At 31.3% G+C, this 23,154-nt stretch carries 26 protein-coding genes; 15 read left to right on the forward strand and 11 right to left on the reverse strand.

Features of this window, described 5'->3' with window-relative positions:
• The first annotated feature begins 568 nt into the window (after nucleotides 1-568).
• A complete protein-coding gene (locus EM932_RS19825) occupies nucleotides 569-976 on the forward strand; it encodes a DinB family protein (protein ID WP_135878948.1) in 408 nt (135 codons plus the stop codon).
• 106 nt (nucleotides 977-1,082) lie between these two features.
• Here EM932_RS19825 and EM932_RS19830 read toward each other — a convergent pair whose 3' ends face one another.
• Entirely contained in the window at nucleotides 1,083-2,300 is a 1,218-nt protein-coding gene (locus EM932_RS19830) for a multidrug effflux MFS transporter (protein ID WP_170179857.1), read from the reverse strand.
• A 244-nt stretch (nucleotides 2,301-2,544) separates the two neighbouring features.
• Between EM932_RS19830 and EM932_RS19835 the strand changes: the two genes are divergently transcribed.
• The 11 genes from EM932_RS19835 to EM932_RS19885 all read left to right on the forward strand — a co-directional run bounded on the left by EM932_RS19835 (nucleotide 2,545) and on the right by EM932_RS19885 (nucleotide 10,587).
• Complete coding sequence (locus tag EM932_RS19835) at nucleotides 2,545-2,874, forward strand: FKBP-type peptidyl-prolyl cis-trans isomerase (RefSeq protein WP_317129382.1); 330 nt, start codon at nucleotides 2,545-2,547, stop codon at nucleotides 2,872-2,874.
• A gap of 212 nt (nucleotides 2,875-3,086) precedes the next feature.
• A complete protein-coding gene (locus EM932_RS19840; protein ID WP_135878949.1) occupies nucleotides 3,087-3,533 on the forward strand; it encodes a DinB family protein in 447 nt (148 codons plus the stop codon).
• 1 nt (nucleotide 3,534) lies between these two features.
• Entirely contained in the window at nucleotides 3,535-4,128 is a 594-nt protein-coding gene (locus EM932_RS19845) for a Crp/Fnr family transcriptional regulator (protein WP_135878950.1), read from the forward strand.
• 95 nt (nucleotides 4,129-4,223) lie between these two features.
• Nucleotides 4,224-4,577, forward strand: coding sequence for a nuclear transport factor 2 family protein (locus EM932_RS19850; protein ID WP_135878951.1), 354 nt, complete (start codon nucleotides 4,224-4,226; stop codon nucleotides 4,575-4,577).
• Between the two features lie 30 nt (nucleotides 4,578-4,607).
• Nucleotides 4,608-5,186, forward strand: coding sequence for a YceI family protein (locus EM932_RS19855; protein ID WP_135878952.1), 579 nt, complete (start codon nucleotides 4,608-4,610; stop codon nucleotides 5,184-5,186).
• Between the two features lie 112 nt (nucleotides 5,187-5,298).
• The gene (locus EM932_RS19860) at nucleotides 5,299-5,913 is read left to right on the forward strand and encodes a DEAD/DEAH box helicase (protein WP_135878953.1); all 615 of its coding nucleotides are present in this window, start codon (nucleotides 5,299-5,301) and stop codon (nucleotides 5,911-5,913) included.
• Nucleotides 5,914-5,930: 17 nt separating this feature from the next.
• Complete coding sequence (locus EM932_RS19865; protein ID WP_135878954.1) at nucleotides 5,931-6,467, forward strand: GNAT family N-acetyltransferase; 537 nt, start codon at nucleotides 5,931-5,933, stop codon at nucleotides 6,465-6,467.
• A 71-nt stretch (nucleotides 6,468-6,538) separates the two neighbouring features.
• Nucleotides 6,539-7,630: an amidohydrolase family protein gene (locus EM932_RS19870; protein ID WP_135878955.1), complete on the forward strand. Its 1,092-nt coding sequence runs from the start codon at nucleotides 6,539-6,541 to the stop codon at nucleotides 7,628-7,630.
• Nucleotides 7,631-7,750: 120 nt separating this feature from the next.
• Nucleotides 7,751-9,358: a helix-turn-helix transcriptional regulator gene (locus EM932_RS19875; protein WP_135878956.1), complete on the forward strand. Its 1,608-nt coding sequence runs from the start codon at nucleotides 7,751-7,753 to the stop codon at nucleotides 9,356-9,358.
• Between the two features lie 504 nt (nucleotides 9,359-9,862).
• Nucleotides 9,863-10,174, forward strand: a complete 312-nt coding sequence (locus EM932_RS19880; RefSeq protein WP_135878957.1) for a helix-turn-helix domain-containing protein — start codon at nucleotides 9,863-9,865, stop codon at nucleotides 10,172-10,174.
• On the forward strand, nucleotides 10,171-10,587 hold the full coding sequence (locus EM932_RS19885; RefSeq protein ID WP_135878958.1) for a hypothetical protein: 417 nt from the start codon (nucleotides 10,171-10,173) through the stop codon (nucleotides 10,585-10,587). The genes EM932_RS19880 and EM932_RS19885 overlap by 4 nt, the downstream gene beginning before the upstream one ends.
• A gap of 113 nt (nucleotides 10,588-10,700) precedes the next feature.
• On the opposite strand, the gene EM932_RS19890 is transcribed toward EM932_RS19885, so the two are convergent.
• Genes EM932_RS19890 through EM932_RS19900 form a run of 3 tightly spaced genes read right to left on the reverse strand, consistent with a single transcriptional unit; the run spans nucleotide 10,701 to nucleotide 12,712 of the window.
• Nucleotides 10,701-11,231 (reverse strand): hypothetical protein, encoded by a 531-nt coding sequence (locus tag EM932_RS19890; RefSeq protein WP_135878959.1) that lies wholly within the window; start codon nucleotides 11,229-11,231, stop codon nucleotides 10,701-10,703.
• Between the two features lie 6 nt (nucleotides 11,232-11,237).
• Nucleotides 11,238-11,948, reverse strand: a complete 711-nt coding sequence (locus tag EM932_RS19895; protein WP_135878960.1) for a DUF3289 family protein — start codon at nucleotides 11,946-11,948, stop codon at nucleotides 11,238-11,240.
• Nucleotides 11,948-12,712: a hypothetical protein gene (locus EM932_RS19900; RefSeq protein WP_135878961.1), complete on the reverse strand. Its 765-nt coding sequence runs from the start codon at nucleotides 12,710-12,712 to the stop codon at nucleotides 11,948-11,950. Before EM932_RS19900 ends, EM932_RS19895 begins: the two co-directional genes overlap by 1 nt.
• Nucleotides 12,713-12,843: 131 nt before the next feature.
• Here EM932_RS19900 and EM932_RS19905 point away from each other — a divergent pair, with 131 nt between their 5' ends.
• Complete coding sequence (locus EM932_RS19905; RefSeq protein ID WP_170179858.1) at nucleotides 12,844-13,515, forward strand: alpha/beta hydrolase; 672 nt, start codon at nucleotides 12,844-12,846, stop codon at nucleotides 13,513-13,515.
• A 569-nt stretch (nucleotides 13,516-14,084) separates the two neighbouring features.
• On the opposite strand, the gene EM932_RS19910 is transcribed toward EM932_RS19905, so the two are convergent.
• The 7 genes from EM932_RS19910 to EM932_RS19940 all read right to left on the reverse strand — a co-directional run bounded on the left by EM932_RS19910 (nucleotide 14,085) and on the right by EM932_RS19940 (nucleotide 21,512).
• The gene (locus EM932_RS19910) at nucleotides 14,085-15,626 is read right to left on the reverse strand and encodes an acyl-CoA carboxylase subunit beta (protein ID WP_135878963.1); all 1,542 of its coding nucleotides are present in this window, start codon (nucleotides 15,624-15,626) and stop codon (nucleotides 14,085-14,087) included.
• Between the two features lie 52 nt (nucleotides 15,627-15,678).
• Nucleotides 15,679-17,118, reverse strand: coding sequence for an acetyl-CoA carboxylase biotin carboxylase subunit (gene accC, locus EM932_RS19915; RefSeq protein ID WP_135878964.1), 1,440 nt, complete (start codon nucleotides 17,116-17,118; stop codon nucleotides 15,679-15,681).
• Between the two features lie 94 nt (nucleotides 17,119-17,212).
• Nucleotides 17,213-17,701 carry an acetyl-CoA carboxylase biotin carboxyl carrier protein subunit gene (locus EM932_RS19920; protein ID WP_135878965.1) on the reverse strand — a complete coding sequence of 163 codons (489 nt, stop codon included), beginning with the start codon at nucleotides 17,699-17,701 and terminating at the stop codon, nucleotides 17,213-17,215.
• A gap of 146 nt (nucleotides 17,702-17,847) precedes the next feature.
• Nucleotides 17,848-18,522, reverse strand: coding sequence for a PrsW family intramembrane metalloprotease (locus EM932_RS19925; RefSeq protein ID WP_135878966.1), 675 nt, complete (start codon nucleotides 18,520-18,522; stop codon nucleotides 17,848-17,850).
• 19 nt (nucleotides 18,523-18,541) lie between these two features.
• A complete protein-coding gene (locus EM932_RS19930) occupies nucleotides 18,542-19,096 on the reverse strand; it encodes an NUDIX hydrolase (protein ID WP_135878972.1) in 555 nt (184 codons plus the stop codon).
• Nucleotides 19,097-19,107: 11 nt separating this feature from the next.
• Nucleotides 19,108-20,265, reverse strand: coding sequence for an aminotransferase class V-fold PLP-dependent enzyme (locus EM932_RS19935; protein WP_135878967.1), 1,158 nt, complete (start codon nucleotides 20,263-20,265; stop codon nucleotides 19,108-19,110).
• A gap of 158 nt (nucleotides 20,266-20,423) precedes the next feature.
• Nucleotides 20,424-21,512, reverse strand: coding sequence for a M42 family metallopeptidase (locus tag EM932_RS19940; RefSeq protein WP_135878968.1), 1,089 nt, complete (start codon nucleotides 21,510-21,512; stop codon nucleotides 20,424-20,426).
• A gap of 105 nt (nucleotides 21,513-21,617) precedes the next feature.
• On the opposite strand from EM932_RS19940, the gene EM932_RS19945 reads away from it, so the two are divergent.
• Nucleotides 21,618-22,298, forward strand: coding sequence for a DUF4294 domain-containing protein (locus tag EM932_RS19945; protein WP_135878969.1), 681 nt, complete (start codon nucleotides 21,618-21,620; stop codon nucleotides 22,296-22,298).
• A 3-nt stretch (nucleotides 22,299-22,301) separates the two neighbouring features.
• Complete coding sequence (trhA, locus tag EM932_RS19950) at nucleotides 22,302-22,928, forward strand: PAQR family membrane homeostasis protein TrhA (protein ID WP_135878970.1); 627 nt, start codon at nucleotides 22,302-22,304, stop codon at nucleotides 22,926-22,928.
• Nucleotides 22,929-23,154: the final 226 nt, after the last annotated feature.

A 23,154-nucleotide genomic window follows, 5' to 3' on the forward strand; every position in this document is an offset into this window, starting at 1 on the left:
GGTTCTGGTGGTTGTGAAAACACTTTATGTTCATAGTAATCTGTCAAAATACAAACACCCCAACTTTTCTTATGTACATCTATGCCCACGTAAATACTCTCATTAGAATAATCTACTTTTTTTGTAATTTGTATATCTTTCATATCAGATGGTATTATTTAAGTTAATTTTGCACTAACAAATTAATAATACCTCCTGGTTTTAGAATGACACTTTAAACATACAAACTCGATTTAATTTTTTTATGAAAAATAATATTAAAACAATGATTTTCAAGTGTTTGTCATTTCGACAGAGCGAAGCATGAGCCTTTCGACTTCGCTCAAGATAAACTTTCGAGAAATCTCATAAGGATGGGATTCCTCTTCGTTCCTCATTCGGAATGATATGATTTCTTCTTTAAAACCTTTTAAGTATTTGATTATCAATTTATAATATATCGAACTGACGTTAATTAGAAAAAGGAGATTAAAATAGATAACACAAATACAACGCATATTATAAAAGATACATAGATTTAATTTCTAAAGAAACCACATTGATAGATGGTTTTAAAAAAGATTCGGATATGGTTTTACAATTCTTTGAATCTATTCCCTCAGATAAATTAAATTATAGATATGCAGAAGGGAAGTGGAGCATAAAAGAAGTTTTTCAGCATTTAATTGATACCGAACGTATTTTTCAACATCGTTGTTTTCGTTTTTCCAGGCATGATAAAACCAGTATCTCTGGGTTTGAACAAGATGATTACATAGCACCTTCTCTGGCAAATGATAAAAGCTTAGAATCTCTTATAGAAGAGTTCAATGCAGTACGCCAAAGTTTTATTGTATTATTAAAAAGTTTGAATGACGTTGACTTAAAGTTTATTGGCAATGCAAGTAGTTCAAATATGTCTGCAAGAGCTGCGGCGTTTACTATTTTAGGACACTCTATCTGGCATATTAACATCATAAATGAGCGTTATTTGTAAAAACCACGCTACTTATAAAAACTTAACCAAACCATTTTATGGACTGCCTTTACTACTTACTGAATAAAACAAAGTAGCGATTGGATTAAACAATAGCTAGGCTAACTTAATCTAATGCAAATGCGTTAGAATCTTTTTTTCTTTTCAAAATAATAAAAGTTAAAAGAGACAGGATGCCAAAAATTGAAAAACCAATAAACAATGGTAATACGGAGTCGTTAACAAAACTACCTATATAATTTGCTATAGGTACAGCCATAACAGTAGATACAAAGCCATTAATAGCAGCACCAATACCAGCAATATGGCCCAAGGGTTGCATCGCTAAAGCTCTTATGTTGCCAAAAATAAAGCCTACAGCAAAGAATTGTAAAGCGAAAAACCCTATTAAAACACTAATACTGGGGTTATTACCAGACCAGAATAAAACGACATATAAAACAGAGATAACAGCATATGCTATAGTTGCTATGTACGCAATACGCCACATACCATATTTTAAAACAAAAACACTATTTAAATAGGTAGCCAATCCAATAGATATAGCCAAACTTGCAAATATGTAAGGAAACATATCGGCTAGGTTATACTGCTCTTGAAAAATCTGTTGAGAAGTACTTAAATAGACCATAAAAGATCCTGTTATAAATCCGGAAATGAACGTGAAAGCAACAGCATCCTTAAATTTAACAAACTCCTTAGCTCCATCAATAAATTGATGTGATGTGAATTTTATACGTTTTTCTTTTTGTAGCGTTTCTGGTTGTCGCTTCCAAAACCAAAGCATAACTAAAAGACCATATATTAAGTTTACATAAAAAATGGATTCCCAATTATAAAAATTAAGCAAAAACTGTCCCAAAGCAGGAGCAATTACCGGGACTAAAATAAAAACCATAACGACAATAGATAATACTTTAGCCATATAATCTCCACTATATGAATCTCTTACTATAGCGATGCTTAGAGTTCTTGGGGAAGATAAACCAACACCTTGAAGCACTCGACCAATAATCATCATTTCAAAACTTTTGGTAGTTACACAAATCATGCTACCAATTATAAATACTATAAACCCTATATATACTATAGATTTTCTACCAAAACTATCGGATAAAGGACCAAAAATAAGTTGGCCAAAACCTAATCCTAAAAAAATCATAGTAATTAATAATTGATTATCATTTTCATTAGTAACACCTAGAGCGCTTCCTATTTCCGGAAGTGCAGGTAACAATGCGTCTATTGATAAGGCAACAATAGACATAAGAGATGCCATTAATGCTACAAACTCTAATCGGAATTCAGTATTTGATTTTTGCATTTGGCAAAAGTAGTTTATATAAAGTTATCAAGCTTTAATTTAAGTGTTACGTTATAATAATTTTATGATTTTTTAAGATTTATAAAGTCAATGTGTTTGCTATATTTACATCAAAAAAATAAAGATGAAATATATTAAGCTTGCCCTGATTCTATCTCTTTTTGTTTCCTGTAATAGTGATGATGAAAAAGATTATGTGACTTAAAATGATCAAGAAATTATCGGTTATATATCTAAAAATAAATTGATTGCAGAAAAAAGTGACACAGGACTTTATTATGTGATTGAAGAAGAAGGGACTGGAACACAACCAGCGTCAACATCTACAGTCACAGTAGCATACAAAGGATACTATACTAATGGAACTGTTTTTGAAGAAAGTAGCCCACAAGGCATAAAAATTAATTTACAAAATGTTATTCCAGGTTGGACAGAAGGTATTACGTATTTTAAAGAAGGAGGTTCTGGTAAGCTTTTAATACCTGCACATTTAGGTTATGGCAATTCAGACTATAAAGGCATCCCCGGAGGTTCTGTTATTGTTTTTGATATCAATCTTATTTCTGTAAATTAGAAAGAAAATATAAAAGGGGTGATTTTTGTTAAAAAAATATCTCCTTATCAACTCTTTTTATGTTATGAAAGACCATTATAAATGTCAATGATGTTGGATTTATGGAACAATTAAAGAGACAACATTAGACTATAAATTGTTTGGTCATGAAGGGCATTTGCGTTTGGCTCGAGTTTCATTATCAAGATTAAAACATTAATTAAAGATAAAATATGCTTACTAAAACATTGATTAAAATTTTTACCCGAGATCTTCATAAGCTTAAGGCAGAAATAATGTCTTATAAACAAGAAGAAAACCTATGGCTTCTTGATAAAGAGATTGCTAACTCAGCAGGCAATTTATGTTTACATATTGTTGGTAATCTTAAGCATTTTGTAGGAGCAATCCTTGGTGATTTAGGATATATAAGGCAGCGCGAACTAGAGTTTTCATTAAAAAGCATACCACGAACAGAATTATTGCAACAAGTAGAAGAGGCCGTTGAAGTAATTGAAAATGTTTTGGAAAAATTATCGACTGAAGATTTAAATAAACACTACCCAATACATGTTTTTAATGAGCCAATGACAACGGAATACTTTCTAGTTCATTTAACCACTCATTTATCTTATCATTCTGGACAAATAAACTATCATAGACGTTTAATAGATTCATAATATGATTAAAGAAAAAGGACAAGTATTATTAGATTATATTAATAAGCATGTTTCTTTAACTGAAGCAGAAGAGGAGGTGCTCCTTTCTAAAGTAATATATAGAACCTATTTAAAAGGGCAGTTTATTGTTCAGCAAGGAGACGTTTGTAAGTATGAATGCTTTGTACTATCAGGTTGTACAAAAACATTTCATGTGGATAATGAAGGACAGGAACATATAGTCATGTTTTCTATAGAAGATTGGTGGACTGCAGATATGGGAAGTTTTATTACACAAACTCCTGCCGATTTTAATGTACAATGTTTAGAAAAAACAGAGCTGATTATGTTTTCTTATGATGTTATTGAAGACTTATATGCTGCAATTCCAAAATTGGAACGCTTTTTCAGGCAAATTATACAAAAAGCATTTGTAGCTTCACAAAAGCGTATTATCAGGAGTTTTAGTCTTACTGCAAAAGACAGATATATTTATTTCAGAAATCAGTATCCAAAAATAGAACAACGAATTCCTCAATATATGATTGCTTCATATTTAGGGATTACCAAGGAGTTTTTAAGTAAAATTAAAAGTGATCTTATATTTAAACAATAAAATGTTAATCTAGATTAACATGTTTTCATAAACTACATTATTTTTTATTAAAATGATGTTTTAGACATTTGTATCATAATAATAAACAATATATTATGAATAGGTTAATAGAAAACATTAGTACAATAAATGATATGATTCTTCAAGGAAAAGCACTAGAAGCGTTTGACGAATTTTATCATGAAGCCGTTGTTATGCAAGAAAATGATAACCCAGAAATTGTCGGCAAAGTAGCAAACAGAAAGCGAGAAGAAGAATTTTTTGCATCTATTACTGAGTTTAGATCAGCCCAACCAATAAAGGTGACCGTAGGAGAGAATACAACTATGGTAGAATGGCATTTTGATTATACTCATAAAGATTGGGGAGTAAAAAATTACACGCAAGTGGCAGTACAAGACTGGAAAGATGGAAAAATAATTAAAGAAAAATTTTATTACGGATCATAAATTAAATCAAAAACAATTAAAAAAAACAACATGAAAAACACAATTAAAAATTTAGTAGTATTAACAATAGTAACATTATTTACATTGTCTTTTACAGCGATAGATAAAAACAAAAAGGAAATAAAAACCGATAAAAGTAAGGTGGTTTGGAAAGGTTATAAAGTAACTGGATCACACGAAGGAACGATTGCAATACAATCAGGGTTTTTAAATTTTGAAGAAGATAAATTAACAGGAGGTGAGTTTGTTATGGATATGACTACTATAAATACGACTGATTTAGATGGTGAGTATAAAGGAAAACTTGATGGTCATTTAAAATCGGATGATTTTTTTGGTGTTGCAGCACACCCAACAGCAAAATTGGTATTTGTAAAAGTTAAAGCTACAGGCAAAAACTCTTATAAAGTTACAGGAGATTTAACGATAAAAGGAAAAACAAACCCTATTACATTTGCTATATCTGTTTATGGGAATAAAGCAACTGCTACATTGAAAGTTGATAGAACAAAATATGACGTAAAATACGGATCTACTAGCTTTTTTGAAGGACTAAAAGATAAAGCTATTTATGATGAATTTGATTTAGTATCAGATTTAGAGTTTTAATTATAAGTTGATTAATAGCAAGAAAAGGCACTCGTAATGAGTGTCTTTTTGTTTTACAATCCTTAGTTGTATTTAATACTATCTTTGTTTTTTCATATTAAACAACCTATTCATGTCATTTAAAAAACTCATTCCACCTTTAAAAAATACCATAATAAATAAGGGTTTTGAAGCCCCATTAGCATTTCAAAAAGAAATATTACCAAAAATAAAAGGAGGCGCTAGCTTGTTTGCTATAGCTCCTAAAGGAGCAGGTAAAACAACTAGTATGGTAATGAGTGTTATACAAAGATTAAAATCAGCATTCGAAGATGCGCCTCGGGCTTTAATTTTTGTAAAAGATAAACAGGCTGCATTAGCATTAGGGTTGGAATTCAATTTATTTAAAAGAGGTACAGATTTAAGGGTTTATTGTGCTTATGAAGAGTATAATATTGAGTTACAGCGTGAAGAAATATATGTTGGAACAGATATTGTTATTGCAACTCCAAAGCGTTTAAATAGAATATTTTTATTAAACGGTATTAATTTAAACAAGTTACAAATGTGTATCGTTGAAGATGCTGAATTTTTGTCTAAAGGAAGTCTTTTTGCAGAAATGACAAGAATCCCAGAAAGTATAGGTAAATGCCAGTATTTAATTTTTTCGACAGAATTTGATAAGCGTTTCGAACGTTGGCAAGAATCATTTATGTATACAGCTCAAGTTATAAAAGCTAAGAAATAGTAATTAACCTTGTTTAAATGGATATTGTATTTAATAATTTTAGAATTACAACTTTAGATACAAATGAGGATGAAAAGTTTTTTTATCTTATTGATCGTAATAGAGATCGATTAGAAGATTTCTTTGCAGGCACTGTATCAAAAACTAAAACACTTCATGATACCACTATCTATTGCCAAAATATTAGAGATCGTGTATTGAAAAAGAGCTATTTCCCATTTATAATAAGTGATTTAAGAGCGAATACTTTTATAGGTTTAATAGACGTTAAAAATATAGATTGGAACATTCCAAAAGCAGAAATAGGGTATTTTATTGATGCTTATTACGAAGGTCAGGGAGTCATTTCAAAATCTTTAGGACTTGTAATAGAACATCTTTCTGAAACATATCAATTTAAAAAACTATTATGTCGAGCCAATAGCTCAAATATTGGAAGTATAGCCGTAGCCAAAAAAAATGGTTTTGTATTAGAAGGAACTATTAAAAAGGATTACAAAACAACCAGAGGAGAGATTGTAGATTTGGATTATTACGGACGTGTTTTTAGTTAAACCCTTCATAAAGTCCTAGTTTAGATAAAGCAAGACATTTATTTTTATGGTTAAATCAAACCATTGAAAATATGCATGCTAAAAAAACCAGTTTTATTTTATTTGCTTTTCTATTTTCCTACACAATACTTGCTCAAAATATATCATTCGAAAATTATAACCCTAAATCAACATTAGTTGTTCCCGGAAAGGTGATTAATCGTGCAAAATTCCCTTTCATAGATGTACACGGGCATCAATATAGAATGCCAAATCAAGATTTAACACCTGTAGTAAGAGCCATGGATACCTTAAATATGGGTATTATGGTTAATCTAAGTGGACGTACAGGTAATGATTTAAAAAAATCTGTTCAAAATATTAAGGACCATTATCCAAATCGTTTTGTTGTATTTGCAAATATTAACTTTAACAAGAATGTTGGAAAAAAATGGTGGATTGAAAAAACGGTAAATCAATTAGAACTTGATGTTAAAAATGGTGCACGTGGTTTAAAAGTCTATAAAAATTTAGGGTTAAGAGATAAAGATACTCAGGGAAAACGGATTGCTATTAACGATGCGAGATTAAAGCCTATTTGGGCTAAATGTGGAGAATTGGGAATACCAGTTCTTATTCATGCGGCAGATCCTAAATCTTTTTGGGATGATTTTGATGGTGATAATGAACGTTGGCTAGAACTGAAAACACATCCTCGTAGAAAACGAAGTGCTACTAACCCAGCTCCTTGGGAACAAATTATTGCAGAGCAACATAGTATGTTTAAAAATAATCCTAAAACTGTATTTATTAATGCACATATGGGATGGTATGCCAATAATTTAGGAAAATTGGGTGCGTTATTAGATGACATGCCAAATATGAATGTAGGCATAGCTGCAATCATAGCAGAGTTAGGTAGGCAACCTCGTTTTGCTAAAGAATTCTTTATCAAATATCAAGACCGTATACTATTTGGAAAAGACAGCTGGAAGCCCAAAGAATTCCCTACTTATTTTAGAGTTTTAGAAAGTAAAGATGAGTACTTTCCGTATCATAAAAAATATCATGCATTTTGGCCAATGTATGGTATGGATTTACCAGATGATGTATTAAAAAAAGTTTATTATAAAAATGCATTACGTATTGTTCCAGGATTAGATAAAAGTTTGTTTCCTAATTAAAATAAATATGAAAAGCTAATAACCACAGGGCTTTTCATGGGTGATAAAAAATTATAATATAAAACTATTGTTAAAAATAAATGTATATTTTTACAAAGGGATTAATAATAATTAAAAATTTTGATAAAACGAAAACTCTGTTTAAAACGCAGACTATTTTGCGTTTTTGTAGTTATATTATTTTTTAGAACTGTATGTTACAGTCAAGACTCTGGTGACTACGAGCGATTTGTCGATTCTGCTGATATTTATATTGATTATGATACTAAAAAAGCAATAACATTTTTAGATTCTATTCCGCAGCCAGTAGATCTTTTCATTAAAAAAGGACTCCCCAATTATTATGTATTAAAATCATTGATTTATGATGAAAATAATGATGACATAAAATCATATCAAAGTTGTCTGTTAGCATTGAAATACGCAATAGATGAGAAGGATTATAAAGTAGCAGGAGAGGCCAGTTTAGAATTATTCTCTTGTCTTTATTATATTAAAAAGGATACTACGGCATTCCAATATTTAAAAAAAGCTAAAGAATATTATGAATTATCTGATTATGCTTATGGCGATTTTGAGGTAGATCTAACATATGCTTATGCTAAATTTCTTGATAAAGAATATAAAGCATGTAATAAATTACTATTAGATAATTTAGTTAAATACAAAGATGCCAAAGACGATGCTTATTTTTATATGTTTGCCTTAAATATGCTTGCCTCTAACTATTTGGCTCTGGATGATTTAGAAGTAGCTCATTTGTATTTCAAAGAGTTTAAAAAATTAAAAAACAACCCTACAATTATTTCGTATAACTATGCATCTTTTGAAGCTTTAACAGAAGTGTCTTTTGCAAATACTCATTTTAAAAGAAAACAAATAGATTCGACATTCTATTATCTATCAAAGGCGTCTAAAAATAAACGTTTTATGACAGAAGATGTTAAAGAAGATTATTTTAAATTATATATCGATTCTTATAGAATTTTGGATAACAAAGAAAATGTTGAAGCTTATACGGATTCTTTAGCGGTTTTTGAAAACAAAATGTATGAAAACATTATGACCAGCAGTTACGAAGTAAATAACGATTTAGTAAATAAGGGGTTTGAGTTAAAAATTGTTAGTGATAAGCAATATTTAAATGGTGTATTGGTGGTTGTTTTACTTTTACTCTTAACAGCTTCTAGTTTTATATATATGTTTTTTTATAGAAAACAAAAGCTTAAAGCAGTAGATTTAAGTAACCAAACAAGTAATTTGTCATATTTAAAATCTAATAATGAAAAACTAGTAGTAAAAGTTCAAGGCTTAGAAGATTACATAGCCAGCTTAAAAAAAGACATTAAAAAAATATCTGCAATAAGAGAGACTCCTGTACAACGCGAAAAAATTAAAGAACTATATAAAAATGTACACCACAACTCTTCTACAATTTTAGATAAAAGCGAAAGTCATTTAGATTTAGTCAACGGTCTTAATGTTAATTTCTTCCAGGTAATAAATAAAATGTATCCGCAATTAAACGATTCGGAGGTTATTATTTGTTACTATTTGTATGTTGGTTTTAAGAATAAAGAAATTGCTGTCTTCTTAAATGCGTCTGTTAGAGCCATTGAAAGTAAGCGCTATCGTATTACCAAAAAGATCAATATTGATAAAGAAAAATCAACATTGGTGGAGCATCTTAAAGAGACTTTTAGAACCTCAGAAAAAATATTAAACTAATGTGATATTTTTTGTGTCATATTGACTTTTAAGCACTTCTTTAAAAAGAGATAATTTTTTAAACCTATGCAAAACTCTGTCTGGAATTGGCACATTCAAAAAAACGATTACCTTTTAGATAATTGCGAAAATTCTATCCTAAATCTTCAATACAATCTACTTCACAAAAGTAAACTGACCAAAAAATAGACAGAATATCCTTCTAAGAATATTTACATTGAGCGAGTAAATACAAATTTAGGGTACAAAACTAGGGACAGCTAGGTTTTTTCTATAATATACTTACTCTATTGCCGCAAGTTAAAAACTTGCGGTAGCCGTTACTTTGACATACTAGCGCGATCGGGGGTGCTTGGGGAGTACATCTGACAATAATTTGGTACAAATCTACATTATGTATTTCATTTGCCAAAATATTTATGGATTGATACTACCATTTTTTGTCTGTATATTTGCCAACAAAAGGTGTTTAACAGGTTTTTTTATACCATAAATATTTCAATTATGTCAGGCTTCGGTAAAAAATTAAGGGAATGTAGAGAAGCTAAAAACTTTTCGCAAGCAGAATTGGCCAAACATATAAATTCTTACCACACTATTATTGGGAAGTATGAAAAGGGTGAAGTAAAGTCTAGTATTGATATTATTAAAAAACTTGCTGAAGTACTGGAAACTACTGGGGGTTATTGGCTGGGAGAAACGGACGATAGAGAGCTTTTAGTGTTAAATCGCCTTAACGATATTGCAAAGGACAAGGAATGTATTTTGTATGCCCTTGATGCTATGATTAACAATTTGAAAATTAAGGCTATATGAGAAATAAAAACTATTTATTGATCCCGATAATTGCTCTGATATTATCTTTGAATAGTTGTATGAATCAAAAGCCGAGTGATTCAAGGCTAAAAAAGTTATTTGAATCTTTCACCAAATGTGAATTCCCAAAATCAGGTAGGATAATTGACAAAAATAATTTATCAGGACTTAATGATGGTTGGGAGGTAGCGATTGTAAAAGTCGAAGACACAATTGAATTCAAGCAATTAGCAAACAACATCTATAAAAATAAGGAAACAAACAAAAGGTTGTTAGGTAAATATGGATTTGGATTCTCATCCAAATTAGCTAACGAAAAAGCTAGCTTAATGGACTCTGTTCACTATAAAAAAGAGAGCTTCATTTTAGGATTTATAAAAAACGAAAATCTAATTGTTTTTGAAAAAGAATGATAACCCCTATATGCCAGCTTTCAATTTAGAACAATTAAGCATATAAAAACACCCGAACCACAATTTATTTAATTTATGGTATAATACACAGTTTTTCATATCTATATGTGAAATTAATCTATTATATGATTTAAAAACTTATCCAAATCTCCCATCAATCTGTTGTCTAAATCACTTATTACTTTTTCAGTATTATTATCAAAAATTTTGACTAACGTTTTATTGTTGTAAAAATTTATTGTTTTTTGACCACTGGTCATACTATAAGTTACAATAGCTATTAAGTTTTCATTTTGATTGGGAATTATAACATCATTATTAATTAAATTGTTGTTTGATATATTAAATGATGTATTCAATTCAGTGGTTTTCTTATAAATATAAAAATAATGCAGTGTAGTTGGGTCTATATCTGGTCTATAATTATCAACATCAAGATTTATATTGGGATCAAAATAAGTGTACACATTATTTTTAATCAAATTATAGTCATTAGCACTACTTTCTAAGTAGATGTAACTATTAACTTTTGTTTGGTTAATCGTCCCTTCAAATAACACCACATCATTTGATATGACTTTATGTAAACTTTGACTATTTACTGTTAAGGCACAAAAAAATATAAAACTAACTATTATTTTCATTTCTTTCTAATTTATTGTTGTTTCTACTGTTATAGAATCACTAAAGTGATTGATAAATGGAGCATAATTACCTCCCGTACGCTCAACTCGCTGTAAAATGAACCAAGCCCACATTCCATCTAGAAGACGTGTTTTCCATGCTGACGGGTGAGGGGTTTCACTTAATCCCAAATCAGCATTATCTAATCCAAATTGGTCGTATATATCTATTTTTAAAGTTCCTGAAAACTTATCACAATCAAGTTTAACATTTTCAAAACTTACATTTATAGTCCAAGTACTATTTATGTTAAAGAAATTTGCACCTGTATTAAAGGTAGGTCTATTGAGATTTGTAAAGGATAATCCAGAAATTTCATCGGCATTATTGACACTACTTAGTTTGTTTCTAATGTTACTTTCTAAATTATTCAAATAACTTGTATAATTAGGATCTTGATCTAACATTGCCCTAGTATTTCCAGAAATTTCAGATATGCCTCTTGTGTCATTTCTGAAACGGGAAATCATATCTATATTAGCCTGTAAAGATTCGTCAAAGTCAAAATCTCCTAGACCGTTCCCAACCCATTTTTGATATTTAAGTGATAACCTAGCAGCCCTCTCCATTTGATTAAACAATTCATCGTCAGTCATGTTATATATTCTTCTAAATTTGTCGATTCTAACCTCCTTTGCAGCCTCTCCTTCATTTTCTATGCTGAGAAATTCACCCATTAAGCTACCATGCTATCTACCGTTAAATCCCCTTCATGATAATCAGGAGATTCAGTTCCAGTATCTGTTTGACCAGGCTGTCTAGTATCTTGATAAATTGTAAAATTCCCAAGAGATTTATTCGCTTCATGTACTTTTTTGTTATTATCATCACAATCCTGTCCTTTAGAGCTAACTTGTATCCAACCTGTGCCATTTGGTCTTAAAATTGACCATTCAAATTTACCATGGTATTTATCTCCATCATTATCTGTATACCATTGTTTTTTGGGCAAATCTTGGCAGTCACAACCAGATGGGGCTACTCTCTGTGTTTGTGGATCACAATCTGGGGTAGGACAAGGGTCTTCTGGGTCAGTAGGATTACTATCTCCGCCACAATCTCCATAACAATAACATGGATCGTAGTTATTTGCACAGTAATCGTCACTATAACCGCCGCCATCATCGTAACCGCTGCCATCATCGTAACCGCCACCATCATCACTGCCACCACCATCATCATAACCACCACCATTATCGTCACCAGAAGGATTAATATCTCCTCCTGAAGGTAGTTCGTCTTCTGGTAGAGAAGGTCCCATAGGAGGCAATTCGCAACTTATACATGGAGGCTCATTATCTGGCTCAACGTCAAAACAACCATTACAATCTGAGGTACCAGTCTCATCTCCAATTTGGGCATAAGAAACACTTGTGCTTAAACAAAATATAAAACAAAAAAACAGGCAACTTTTAAAAATGTGAAATATAACGTTTTTCATTCTAGATATGTCTTTTAATTGTCTTTAATTATCATTCGTGTATACAACTGATCGCCAGCTATAATTCTAACTATATACAAGCCTTCTGGTAAACTGGAATTTATAGGTATAGTATATTTATAGTCTCCTGCTTGCTGTATAGTTTATCGGAAGGTAAAAATTTTGATAGTAATATTTTAAATAAAATACTACCTTATAAAGTTTATTTACCACCAATAGATAAAATCAATAATAATCTACCTGTAATTTACATTAATGATGGCTATAATTATATTAATAAAGGAAGATTGGTCGATATAATTGATAGCCTTATTATAAGTAAACAAATAAAACCTGTTGTTGCTATTTTTTTAGAGCCTAGAAATAAAAAAGAGAAATGGAAAAACATTAGAGAAGAATTATTTTTATGTAACCCCTCATTTGTTGACTTCTTTACTAATGAATTCATATCTAAAATGGAACAGCAATATCCGATTAATAAAAATAATAGAACTATTATGGGAGTTTCTTTTGGAGGGCTAGCAGTTTTTTATTTGGCAGACAAAGCCCCTGATTCATTTAAAAATATAGTTATGCAATCACCAGCATTTCATCCCTGCCCTGATATTTATGAATCTTACACTGTTAAATCTAAAAAAAACCTTAAAATGTATTTAAGCTATGGCACTGGTAAAGATACGGAAAAACAGGATATTCCAATGGTGGAAATACTACGTGATAAAGGTTATAACTTAAAAGTTGAACGAGTTATAAATGGTAATCATGAATGGACGTATGGAAAAAACAAATGGATGATATACTGATTCATTTTTTTGGTCTTAAAAAAGAAGAATAAAATATTAGAGAGTCTAATGTTCCAAAATGCCCAAATAGTATATTGTGCTATTAAGTGCCGCCAATCCAAGCTTTAATACTTTGACATAATTCTCTTAGAAGAGTATCTAAAAAACATCTCATAATATTACTTCTCTTGAATCCATTCAATTGTGTCTTTGGGTTGCTTAAGTATTATTCGTTATAATAAAGGATTTACTATTTCAATAATCCTGAAATCAATGAATACAAAAAATACCATTTTATTGATTTTGAGTATAAAATGAGTAGTTATTTATTCTTTATTATTAAAGTGGTTTGTGATATTTGCATTGCTATTAATCAACATAAATCTATCACAGACAACCTGCTTAAGTTTGTTTTTATAGGGTAGGCTCTTTAATTATTTTTTAATTTAAAAACATACATGTTGTGGGGATTAATTTTTCAGATAAACTAATTTATATCTATTAAGATATCCATTTGTAGAGTTTATTTGCTGGATAGAGTAAAAAAAAGGAGACTGTTAAGACCGTCTCCTTTTTTAGTTTTTTAGTTGCTATAAAGGTATATTTCCATGCTTTCTTTTTGGAGTGTCAACGTGCTTGTCTTCCAACATAGAAAAGGCTTTGATAAGTTTTCTTCGTGTATTCTTTGGTAATATGACTTCATCAATAAATCCACGCCTTGCAGCCCTGTAAGGATTCGCAAATTTTTCAGCATATTCAGCTTCTTTTTCTGCTAATTTTTCAGCAGGATCATCGGCAGCAGCTATTTCTCTTTTAAAAATAATTTCACTGGCGCCTTTTGATCCCATAACCGCAATTTCTGCTCCTGGCCATGCATAATTTAAGTCCGCTCCAATGTGTTTAGAATTCATAACATCGTAAGCACCGCCATAGGCTTTTCTAGTAATAACAGTTATTTTTGGTACAGTAGCCTCACTTAAAGCATATAATAGTTTTGCTCCATGAACAATAATTCCGTTCCATTCCTGGTCGGTTCCTGGTAAAAAGCCAGGCACATCAACTAATACTAACAAAGGGATATTAAAGCAATCACAAAATCGAGTGAAACGAGCAGCTTTTTTTGAGCTATTCACATCCAATACGCCTGCTAAAAAGAGCGGTTGGTTTGCTACAATTCCAATATTACGCCCACCAAGTCTTGCAAAACCAACAATAATATTTTCGGCATAGTCTTTATGAATTTCATAAAAAGAATCTTCATCAATAATACCAGCTATAACGACATGCATGTCATAAGGTTTATTAGGGTTGTCTGGTACAATATTCGATAAAAGACCTCTTACTTCATCTTTCAACTCAAAATCTGATTTTTTAGGAGTTTCTGTATTGTTTTGTGGTAAGTAACTCAATAGTTTTTTTATGTCTTCTAAACATTCAATATCATTAGCTGAAGTTTTATGAGCCACACCAGACTTTGAAGCATGCGTGTAGGCACCACCTAATTCTTCGCTGGTTACTTCTTCATTAGTAACAGTTTTTACAACGTTTGGGCCCGTTACAAACATATAGCTTGTATTTTCTACCATGATGGTAAAGTCGGTCATAGCAGGGGAGTAGACAGCTCCTCCAGCACAAGGTCCCATGATAGCAGAAATTTGAGGAATGACCCCAGAAGTTTGCACATTTCTATAGAATATATCTGCGTAACCACCAAGAGACCTAACGCCTTCTTGAATACGGGCTCCACCAGAATCATTTAAACCAATAATAGGCGCTCCGACTTTAACTGCCAGATCCATTATTTTACATATTTTCTCAGCATGTGTTTCAGATAAAGCTCCTCCAAAAACTGTAAAATCTTGTGCGTACACATAAACTAGTCTTCCATTTACAGTACCATAGCCAGTAATAACACCATCACCAAAATAGATCTCATTTTCCATCCCGAAATCTGTTGTTCTATGAGTAACCAGAACGCCAATTTCTTCAAAAGAGCCATCATCCATTAAATAGTTGACACGCTCTCTCGCTGTAAGTTTCTTTTTTGCATGTTGTTTATCAATACGTTTCTGTCCACCACCCAGATGGGCCAGAGCAACACGTTCGTTTAGTTTGTTTATTTTTGAATCCATAGGTTAATAAGCTTTGTCATTCTGCACCCAGTAAAGAAGTTTGGAATAACAATTAATTAGGTATTCTTAATAATTTTTGATTTTCTATATATTGTTTCACTGCAATTAAAGCAGCAATTTTCGCTTCTTTTTCTGTTTCTTCCTTAAGTGCTTCTGGCGAATAGTAATTTTTAACAAAATGAGTATCAAAATTTCCAGAACGAAAAGCTTCATGTTCACAAACATATTTCCCGAAAGACAAAGTTGTTTGTACACCTTCCACATGGTAATTATTAATCGCTTTTATCATAAGTTGAATAGCTTCATCCCTTGTTTTTCCATAAGTTATAAGTTTAGAAAGCATAGGGTCATAATAAATGGGAACATCCATGTTTTCTTCAAAACCATTATCCACACGAATGCCATCCCCTGTAGGAAGTTTGTAAACATCTAAATGTCCAACACTAGGTAAAAAATCATTTAAGGGATCTTCGGCATAAACTCGCAATTCCAGCGCATGCCCATTAATTTTTAAATCATCTTGTTTGAGGCTTAAAGCTTCACCACGAGCCACAAGTATTTGAAGTTCTACTAAATCAACGCCAGCAATTAATTCTGAGACAGGATGTTCTACTTGTAACCTGGTATTCATTTCTAAGAAATAAAAATTATGATCTGCATCTAATAAAAATTCGACTGTACCTGCACCTAAATAATCACAAGATTTGGCAACTTTAATGGCAGCTTCTCCCATTTTTTTTCTTAGTTCTGGGGTTAAAACTGAAGAAGGCGCTTCTTCAATTACTTTTTGATGGCGACGTTGAATACTGCATTCGCGTTCAAAAAAATGCAATATGTTACCATGGCTATCAGCCATCACTTGAATTTCTATATGACGAGGAGAGGTGACATACTTTTCAATAAAAACAGAACCGTCTCCAAAGGCAGAAGTCGCTTCACTAATAGCTCGATTCATTTGAGATTCCAGCTCACTTTCTTTTTCTACAACTCGCATCCCTTTTCCACCACCACCTGCTGATGCTTTGATAAGAATAGGGAATCCTATTTTTTTTGCTATAACTTTAGCCTTGGAAACGTCTGTGATTGCTTCATCAATTCCTGGAACCATGGGAATATCATATGCTTTAACAGCTTCTTTTGCTGCTAATTTGCTGCCCATAATTTTAATGGCCTTGGACCTTGGCCCTATAAAAGTAATGTTATTTTGCTCACATAACTCTGCAAAACCAGCATTTTCGCTTAAGAAACCATATCCAGGATGTATGCCATCTACACTAAGTTGTTTAGCAACCTCAATAATTTTATCGCCTCTTAAATAAGATTGATTGGATGGTGGCTCTCCAATACATATTGCTTCGTCTGCAAACTTTACATGTGGCGCATTTCTATCAGCTGTAGAATATACAGCGACTGTTTTTATACCCATTTTTTGAGCAGTCATCATAACTCTTATGGCTATTTCACCTCTATTTGCTATTAGTATTTTTTTCATAATAAATAAAATAAGCTATGAACACGTATGTTTAATATAATTGTGTGTAAACTCTATATTGTAATGTTGAATGTACTTTTATAAATAAATATAATTACGCGTTGAACTCAATTAGTAGTTGGTTTTTATCAACAGCATCTCCCTTATTTACAGAAATAGATTTGATAACTCCATCTGTTGGAGACGTAATAATATTTTCCATTTTCATGGCTTCAAGAATTAAAAGCGGGTCATCTTCTTTCACTTCCTGATTGGCTTTTACGTTAATTTCTAAAATAAGCCCTGGCATGGGTGCTTTAATAGAACCAATATGTTTTGTAGCTCCAACAGCAAATCCCATATCTTTTATTAAAGTGTCCAAATCATTTAAAATACTAATATTGTATGTATTATTATTGATTTTTACTTCATATGCTTTTTTGTTGAAGTCTTCTCTTATAATTTTAGCATGATACGATTTGTTTTGTTCAAGGACATGAAATTTTGATTCTGAAATTTGTAAAGCGTCAAGATTAGAAATGTCATCATCTTTAATTTCAAAATCAAACGTATTATTTACAGAGGTTTTGAAAGTTTTGCTCATCGATGTCTGGATTAATTTGTAGTAAATATATGAATTTTATATACGAAATATTTTATTACAGAGCTAAGTATGGATTATGAGTCCGTTAAAATTATTAAATAAGTATGGTTTAGTTTATGAGATAAATCATATTTGGAAATGACTTATCAAACATTAAAATTGGAGTGTTCCTGATGGTGTTTGATGGCTCTTTTTGATAGAAAAATTCCAATTAAAAGAGATACAAAAGCGCCTATCCATATACCTGGTAAAAAATCTATAAATAAGAAAAAGTCGTAAGCACCATGAAATATAATAGCAGATAGTAAACCAATAAGATTTAAACCTATTCTGTTCTTTGAAAACTTCGCTTTCCCCATATAAAAGCCCATTAAGATTCCAAATGTTGCATGAGCAGGAACCGCTGTAAAAGCTCTTAATAAAGCTGTTTCATAGCCTCCTTCTAATACATACAGAATGTTTTCTGTAGCAGCAAAACCCATAGATACCATAACAGCATATACTATACCATCAAAAGGCTCGTTAAACGCTTTATTTCTTTGAGCAAAATACCGGACAATAACGTATTTACTAAATTCTTCGGTTAAACCAACAACAATAAATGCTTTAATAAATTGTTGAAAAATACTCGTTTCGTTTGGAAGCAACAAGACGATATCGAACACATAATATAAAATAGTAGTGATTAGGACACTTACTATAGCACCTAAAAGAAAGTTGTAGAAAAGTAAGCGTTTAGGCTCTTTTTCATATTTATCTTTAAAATATATATAGAGAATAACTATGAATATTGGGGCAATAGCTAAAAGTAACAGGTTCATTTTAGGGGAGAATAAGAGGTTAATTTACAGTTTCAATAATATGTTGTAATACGAGTTCGTAATATGACTTGTTTGAAGGCACAAAATGATTATCATTGTTGCCTATATTTTTAATAAGGTCTTTAAAATTTGAAAAGGACACTAATTTAAGAGCTTCAACTTCTTCTTCTTGAGGGATTAATTTAGACATTGGAACCTTCAACTCGCAAATAAATGTGTTATGGAATTCGTTATCAATAATACCACTTTTATAAGTTTGGAAGCATTCAAAAACACCTATCTTTTTTAGATCGTTTTCAGAAATTGAGATTCCTATTTCTTCTTTTGTTTCTCTTACAGCCGCTTGTTTTATGGTTTCACCTGAATCAATATGACCGGCAACCGAGACATCCCACATTAATGGACAAATGGTTTTTTTTGCCGAACGTTGCGATAATAAAATGTCTCCTTTTTTAGTATAAAACCAAATATGAACAGTATTATGATAAAGCCCTTTTTGATGGATGATAGATTTTAATTCAGATTTTCCTGTAGGCTTTCCTTCTTTTGTAACAATGTCTATGTATTCGTCCATTATTTGAAGCTTTACAGGTGTTTTGATAGACATGCAATAAGAGATTCAAAATCTTCAGGTGTATTGAATAAATGACAAGAAATTCTAATAAAATTCCCTCTAAAGGATACATAAATCTTTTTGTTTGATAAATCTTTTTGTAACGCTTGGAGGTCTAGGTTGTTGGGTAATTCAATTCCAAATAGATGATGTGATCTGTGGTTTGAGTTTTCTATATGGCATCCTAATTTTTCTAGCTTTTTAACAGCTTCAGAAGAAATGGATTCACAATAGTTTTGTATGGCTTTTGGAGTCCATTCCAGAACTTGTTTTAAGGCAGCAATTTGCATTTTCACATAAATAAAATTGCCACTTTCTCCTACTGTATATCGATTTGCTAAAGGTTTATATTGAGGTTCATAATTTGTTAGACCTGCAAAATTCTCACTATGCAATCTATTCATCCAACTTTCTTCTAAGGGAGTACCGTTATCAAAGTACTCTCCATAATATGCATAAGCACAACCATAAGGTCCAAAAAGCCATTTGTAACCAGCACAAATAAGTGCATCAGGTTGAAGTTCTTTAACAGAAAAAGGCAATGCACCAACAGATTGAGAACCATCTATAATTAAAAGGGCATTTTGGGATTTGGTTTTTTCTCTAATAGATTTTAAATCGAATAAACTTCCATTAGACCAATGTATATTACCCATGGCTACTAAAGCAGTTTTGCTATTTATAGCATTTAGAATAGCCTCATTCCACAATAGAGCACGATTACTTTTAGGCCTTGGAGTGTTAATCGTTTTTAATGTAGCATCATATTTTTCTGCTAATTTTTGCCATGAATATACGTTACTTGGAAATTGTTCATCTATAATCAGGATTTCATCCCCAGGATTAAGCTTAATATTTTTTGCAACCGTAGCGATACCGTAAGAGACTGAAGGAATTGTAGCGATACGATTGTAATCCTCAACTTCTACAAGTTGTGCAAATAATTTTTTAAGTTTAGAAACGGGCTCAAAATAATCAGAACCTTTAATTCTATAAGGAAGGTTTTTTTGTGTTAACCCTTCTAATCCAGCTTCGTAAACTGCTTTAAAAGAAGGCGATTGACTTGCTATATTTAAATACGTGATTTCCTGAGGAATCTTGAATAAGTGATTTTGATGATTCAATAACATGAACAGTTTATTATAAATAATTGTTAAAGCTACAAAGTTTATTGAAAATAAATAAATATAAATTGTTGTTTAGCCCTCTTACAAATACAAACAGTCTTAAAATAAAAAAGTTACCCTTAATAAGGATAACTTTAATGTATTTATGGGCAAAATATTATTTAGTCAAAATAACTAAAAGTTTCACCATCTTTTATATTAAGCAGTGTTTCGTAAATTAATTTAATAACATTTTCTACGTCATCTTTATGTACCATTTCTACAGTTGTATGCATATAACGAAGCGGTAATGAAATTAAAGCAGAGGCTACGCCACCGTTGCTATAAGCAAAAGCATCTGTGTCTGTTCCAGTTGCACGAGATAGGGCAGAGCGTTGAAAAGGTATTTTCTTATCCTCGGCAGTTTCAGTAATTAAATCACGTAATTTTTGTTGTACTGCGGGAGCATAAGCTACTACAGGACCTTTACCAATTTCAAGATGTCCTTCCTTTTTCTTCTCTATCATAGGAGTGGTTGTATCGTGAGTTACATCAGTGACAATTGCTACATCTGGTTTAATAGTATGCGTAATCATTTCTGCACCTCGTAGACCAATTTCCTCTTGTACCGAGTTTGTAATGTAAAGCCCAAAAGGAAGTTCCTTTTTATTTTCTTTTAATAAACGAGCTACTTCGGCAATCATAAAACCACCCATTCGATTGTCTAAAGCGCGGCAAACAAATTTATCATCATTTAAAATATGAAACTCATCAGGGTAAGTGATAACACAGCCTACATGAATTCCCATTTTTTCGACTTCTTCTTTGTCTTTAGCACCTACATCTATGCTAATATTATCTGGTTTAGGAGCTTCTTCTTTGGCTCTATTACGCGTATGTATTGCTGGCCAACCAAAAACACCTTTTACAATACCCTTTTTGGTATGCACATTTACTATTTTACTTGGTGCAATTTGATGGTCACTGCCACCATTTCTAATCACATAAATTAGACCATTATCAGAAATATAATTTACATACCACGAAATTTCATCGGCATGTCCTTCAATAACAACTTTGTATTTTGCTTTGGGATTTATGACTCCTACGGCTGTGCCATAAGTGTCTGTTATAAACTCATCTATGTAAGGTTTTACGTATTCCATCCATAATTTTTGCCCATTCCATTCATAACCAGTAGGTGCGGCATTATTTAAATACTTTTTTAAAAAGCCCATAGACTCTTTATTAAGAATGCTCTTCTTCGTCATTTATAAAAAATTTTGCACTAAAATAATAATATAAATAGAAAAAAAATGTTTTAAACCAGGTAAATTATTAAATTTGAAGTATTGAAGCTCCGGTATTTTTTATTGATGAACTGTTTTAAATATATATTTTTAATATTCCCTGTTTTGCTTTTTGCACAAGGAAATGATATTGAACAAGATTCTGCTGCTGTTGAGTACCTGATCATTAAGGGCGATTCTGTTCCAAGATTATCTATAGATTTAAAAGAGGTAAGACTTCTACATAAACTTAGGTTTGATAATAAAAAAGAACGTATTAGATATCTGATCCTTAGAAGGAAAACAATGAAGGTATATCCATATGCTAAAATGGCTGCTGAGCGTTTAGATTCTATGAACAAACATTTAGCGACACTTAAAAGGAATCGTGAAAAAAAACGATATACCAAACGCATTCAAAAATACATAGAAGGAGAGTTTTCTGAAGAATTAAAAAAACTCACTCGTACAGAGGGACAAATACTAATTAAATTAATTCACAGACAGACTGGTACCACAGCATTTAATTTGATAAAAGAATTGCGTAATGGTTGGCGTGCATTTTGGTATAATACAACGGCGAGCATGTTTGATCTTTCTTTAAAGCGGGAATTTGATCCCGTTAATATAAAAGAAGACTATTTAATTGAGGATATTTTACTGCGGAACTTTCAAAATGGCCGTTTAGAACGTCAAAAGTCTGCTATAGACTTTGATTTTTATGATTTAACAGATAAATGGTTACCCACTACTAGTGAAGATCCATAAATAATGCGAGACCAAACTCTTTTCGAAGAAAAGTTAAATGCTACTACGCATGCTATTGGTGTATTATTTGGAATTACTGCTTTAATACTTCTTATTGTTTTTGATAACCAAAAAACCAATTGGAGTCTCTTTAGTATTATAGTTTATGGTATTTCAATCATTATATTATTTACAGCATCAACACTATACCATGTTGTAAAAGAAAAAAAGAAGAAGTACTATTTTAGAATTATAGATCATATTAGTATTTACTTACTTATAGCTGGTACTTATACACCGGTTTTATTAATTGCATTACATGAGAGTTTAGGTTGGACGCTTTTTTGGGTAGTCTGGGGAATTGCAGGGTTTGGTATACTTTTAAAATTGTTTTTTACCGGGCGTTTTGAGGTGTTTTCTGTAATTCTTTATTTAGTGATGGGATGGCTTATTGTATTCGATTTTCCAACTTTATCTAATATTATTGGTAGTAACGGCATATTATTTTTATTTGGAGGAGGACTATTTTATACGGTCGGGATTGTTTTTTATGCTATTGAAAAAATACCTTTTAATCATGTTATTTGGCACCTATTTGTTTTAGCAGGTGCCATTTCCCATTTTTTTATGGTGTTCTTCTATGTGATTTAACTAGAATAATGTGAGTTTCTATGTTAAAAACCAAATAAAAAGGCATTATTATGTTATTTTATTGCAATAAAAGCCTACGGAACAAATCTGAGTTCCGATTTTTTTTTTGCCCTATTTCTTTAATAACCTACATCCCAGACTTCTATCAACAGACTAATCTTTAGCTGTTAGCTGCAATTTTGTATTATGGATAAGTAGGAAGGGGGCTGTAAACTCGATTAAAACA

The organism is Flavivirga rizhaonensis (assembly GCF_004791695.1).
Lineage (GTDB): Bacteria > Bacteroidota > Bacteroidia > Flavobacteriales > Flavobacteriaceae > Flavivirga > Flavivirga rizhaonensis.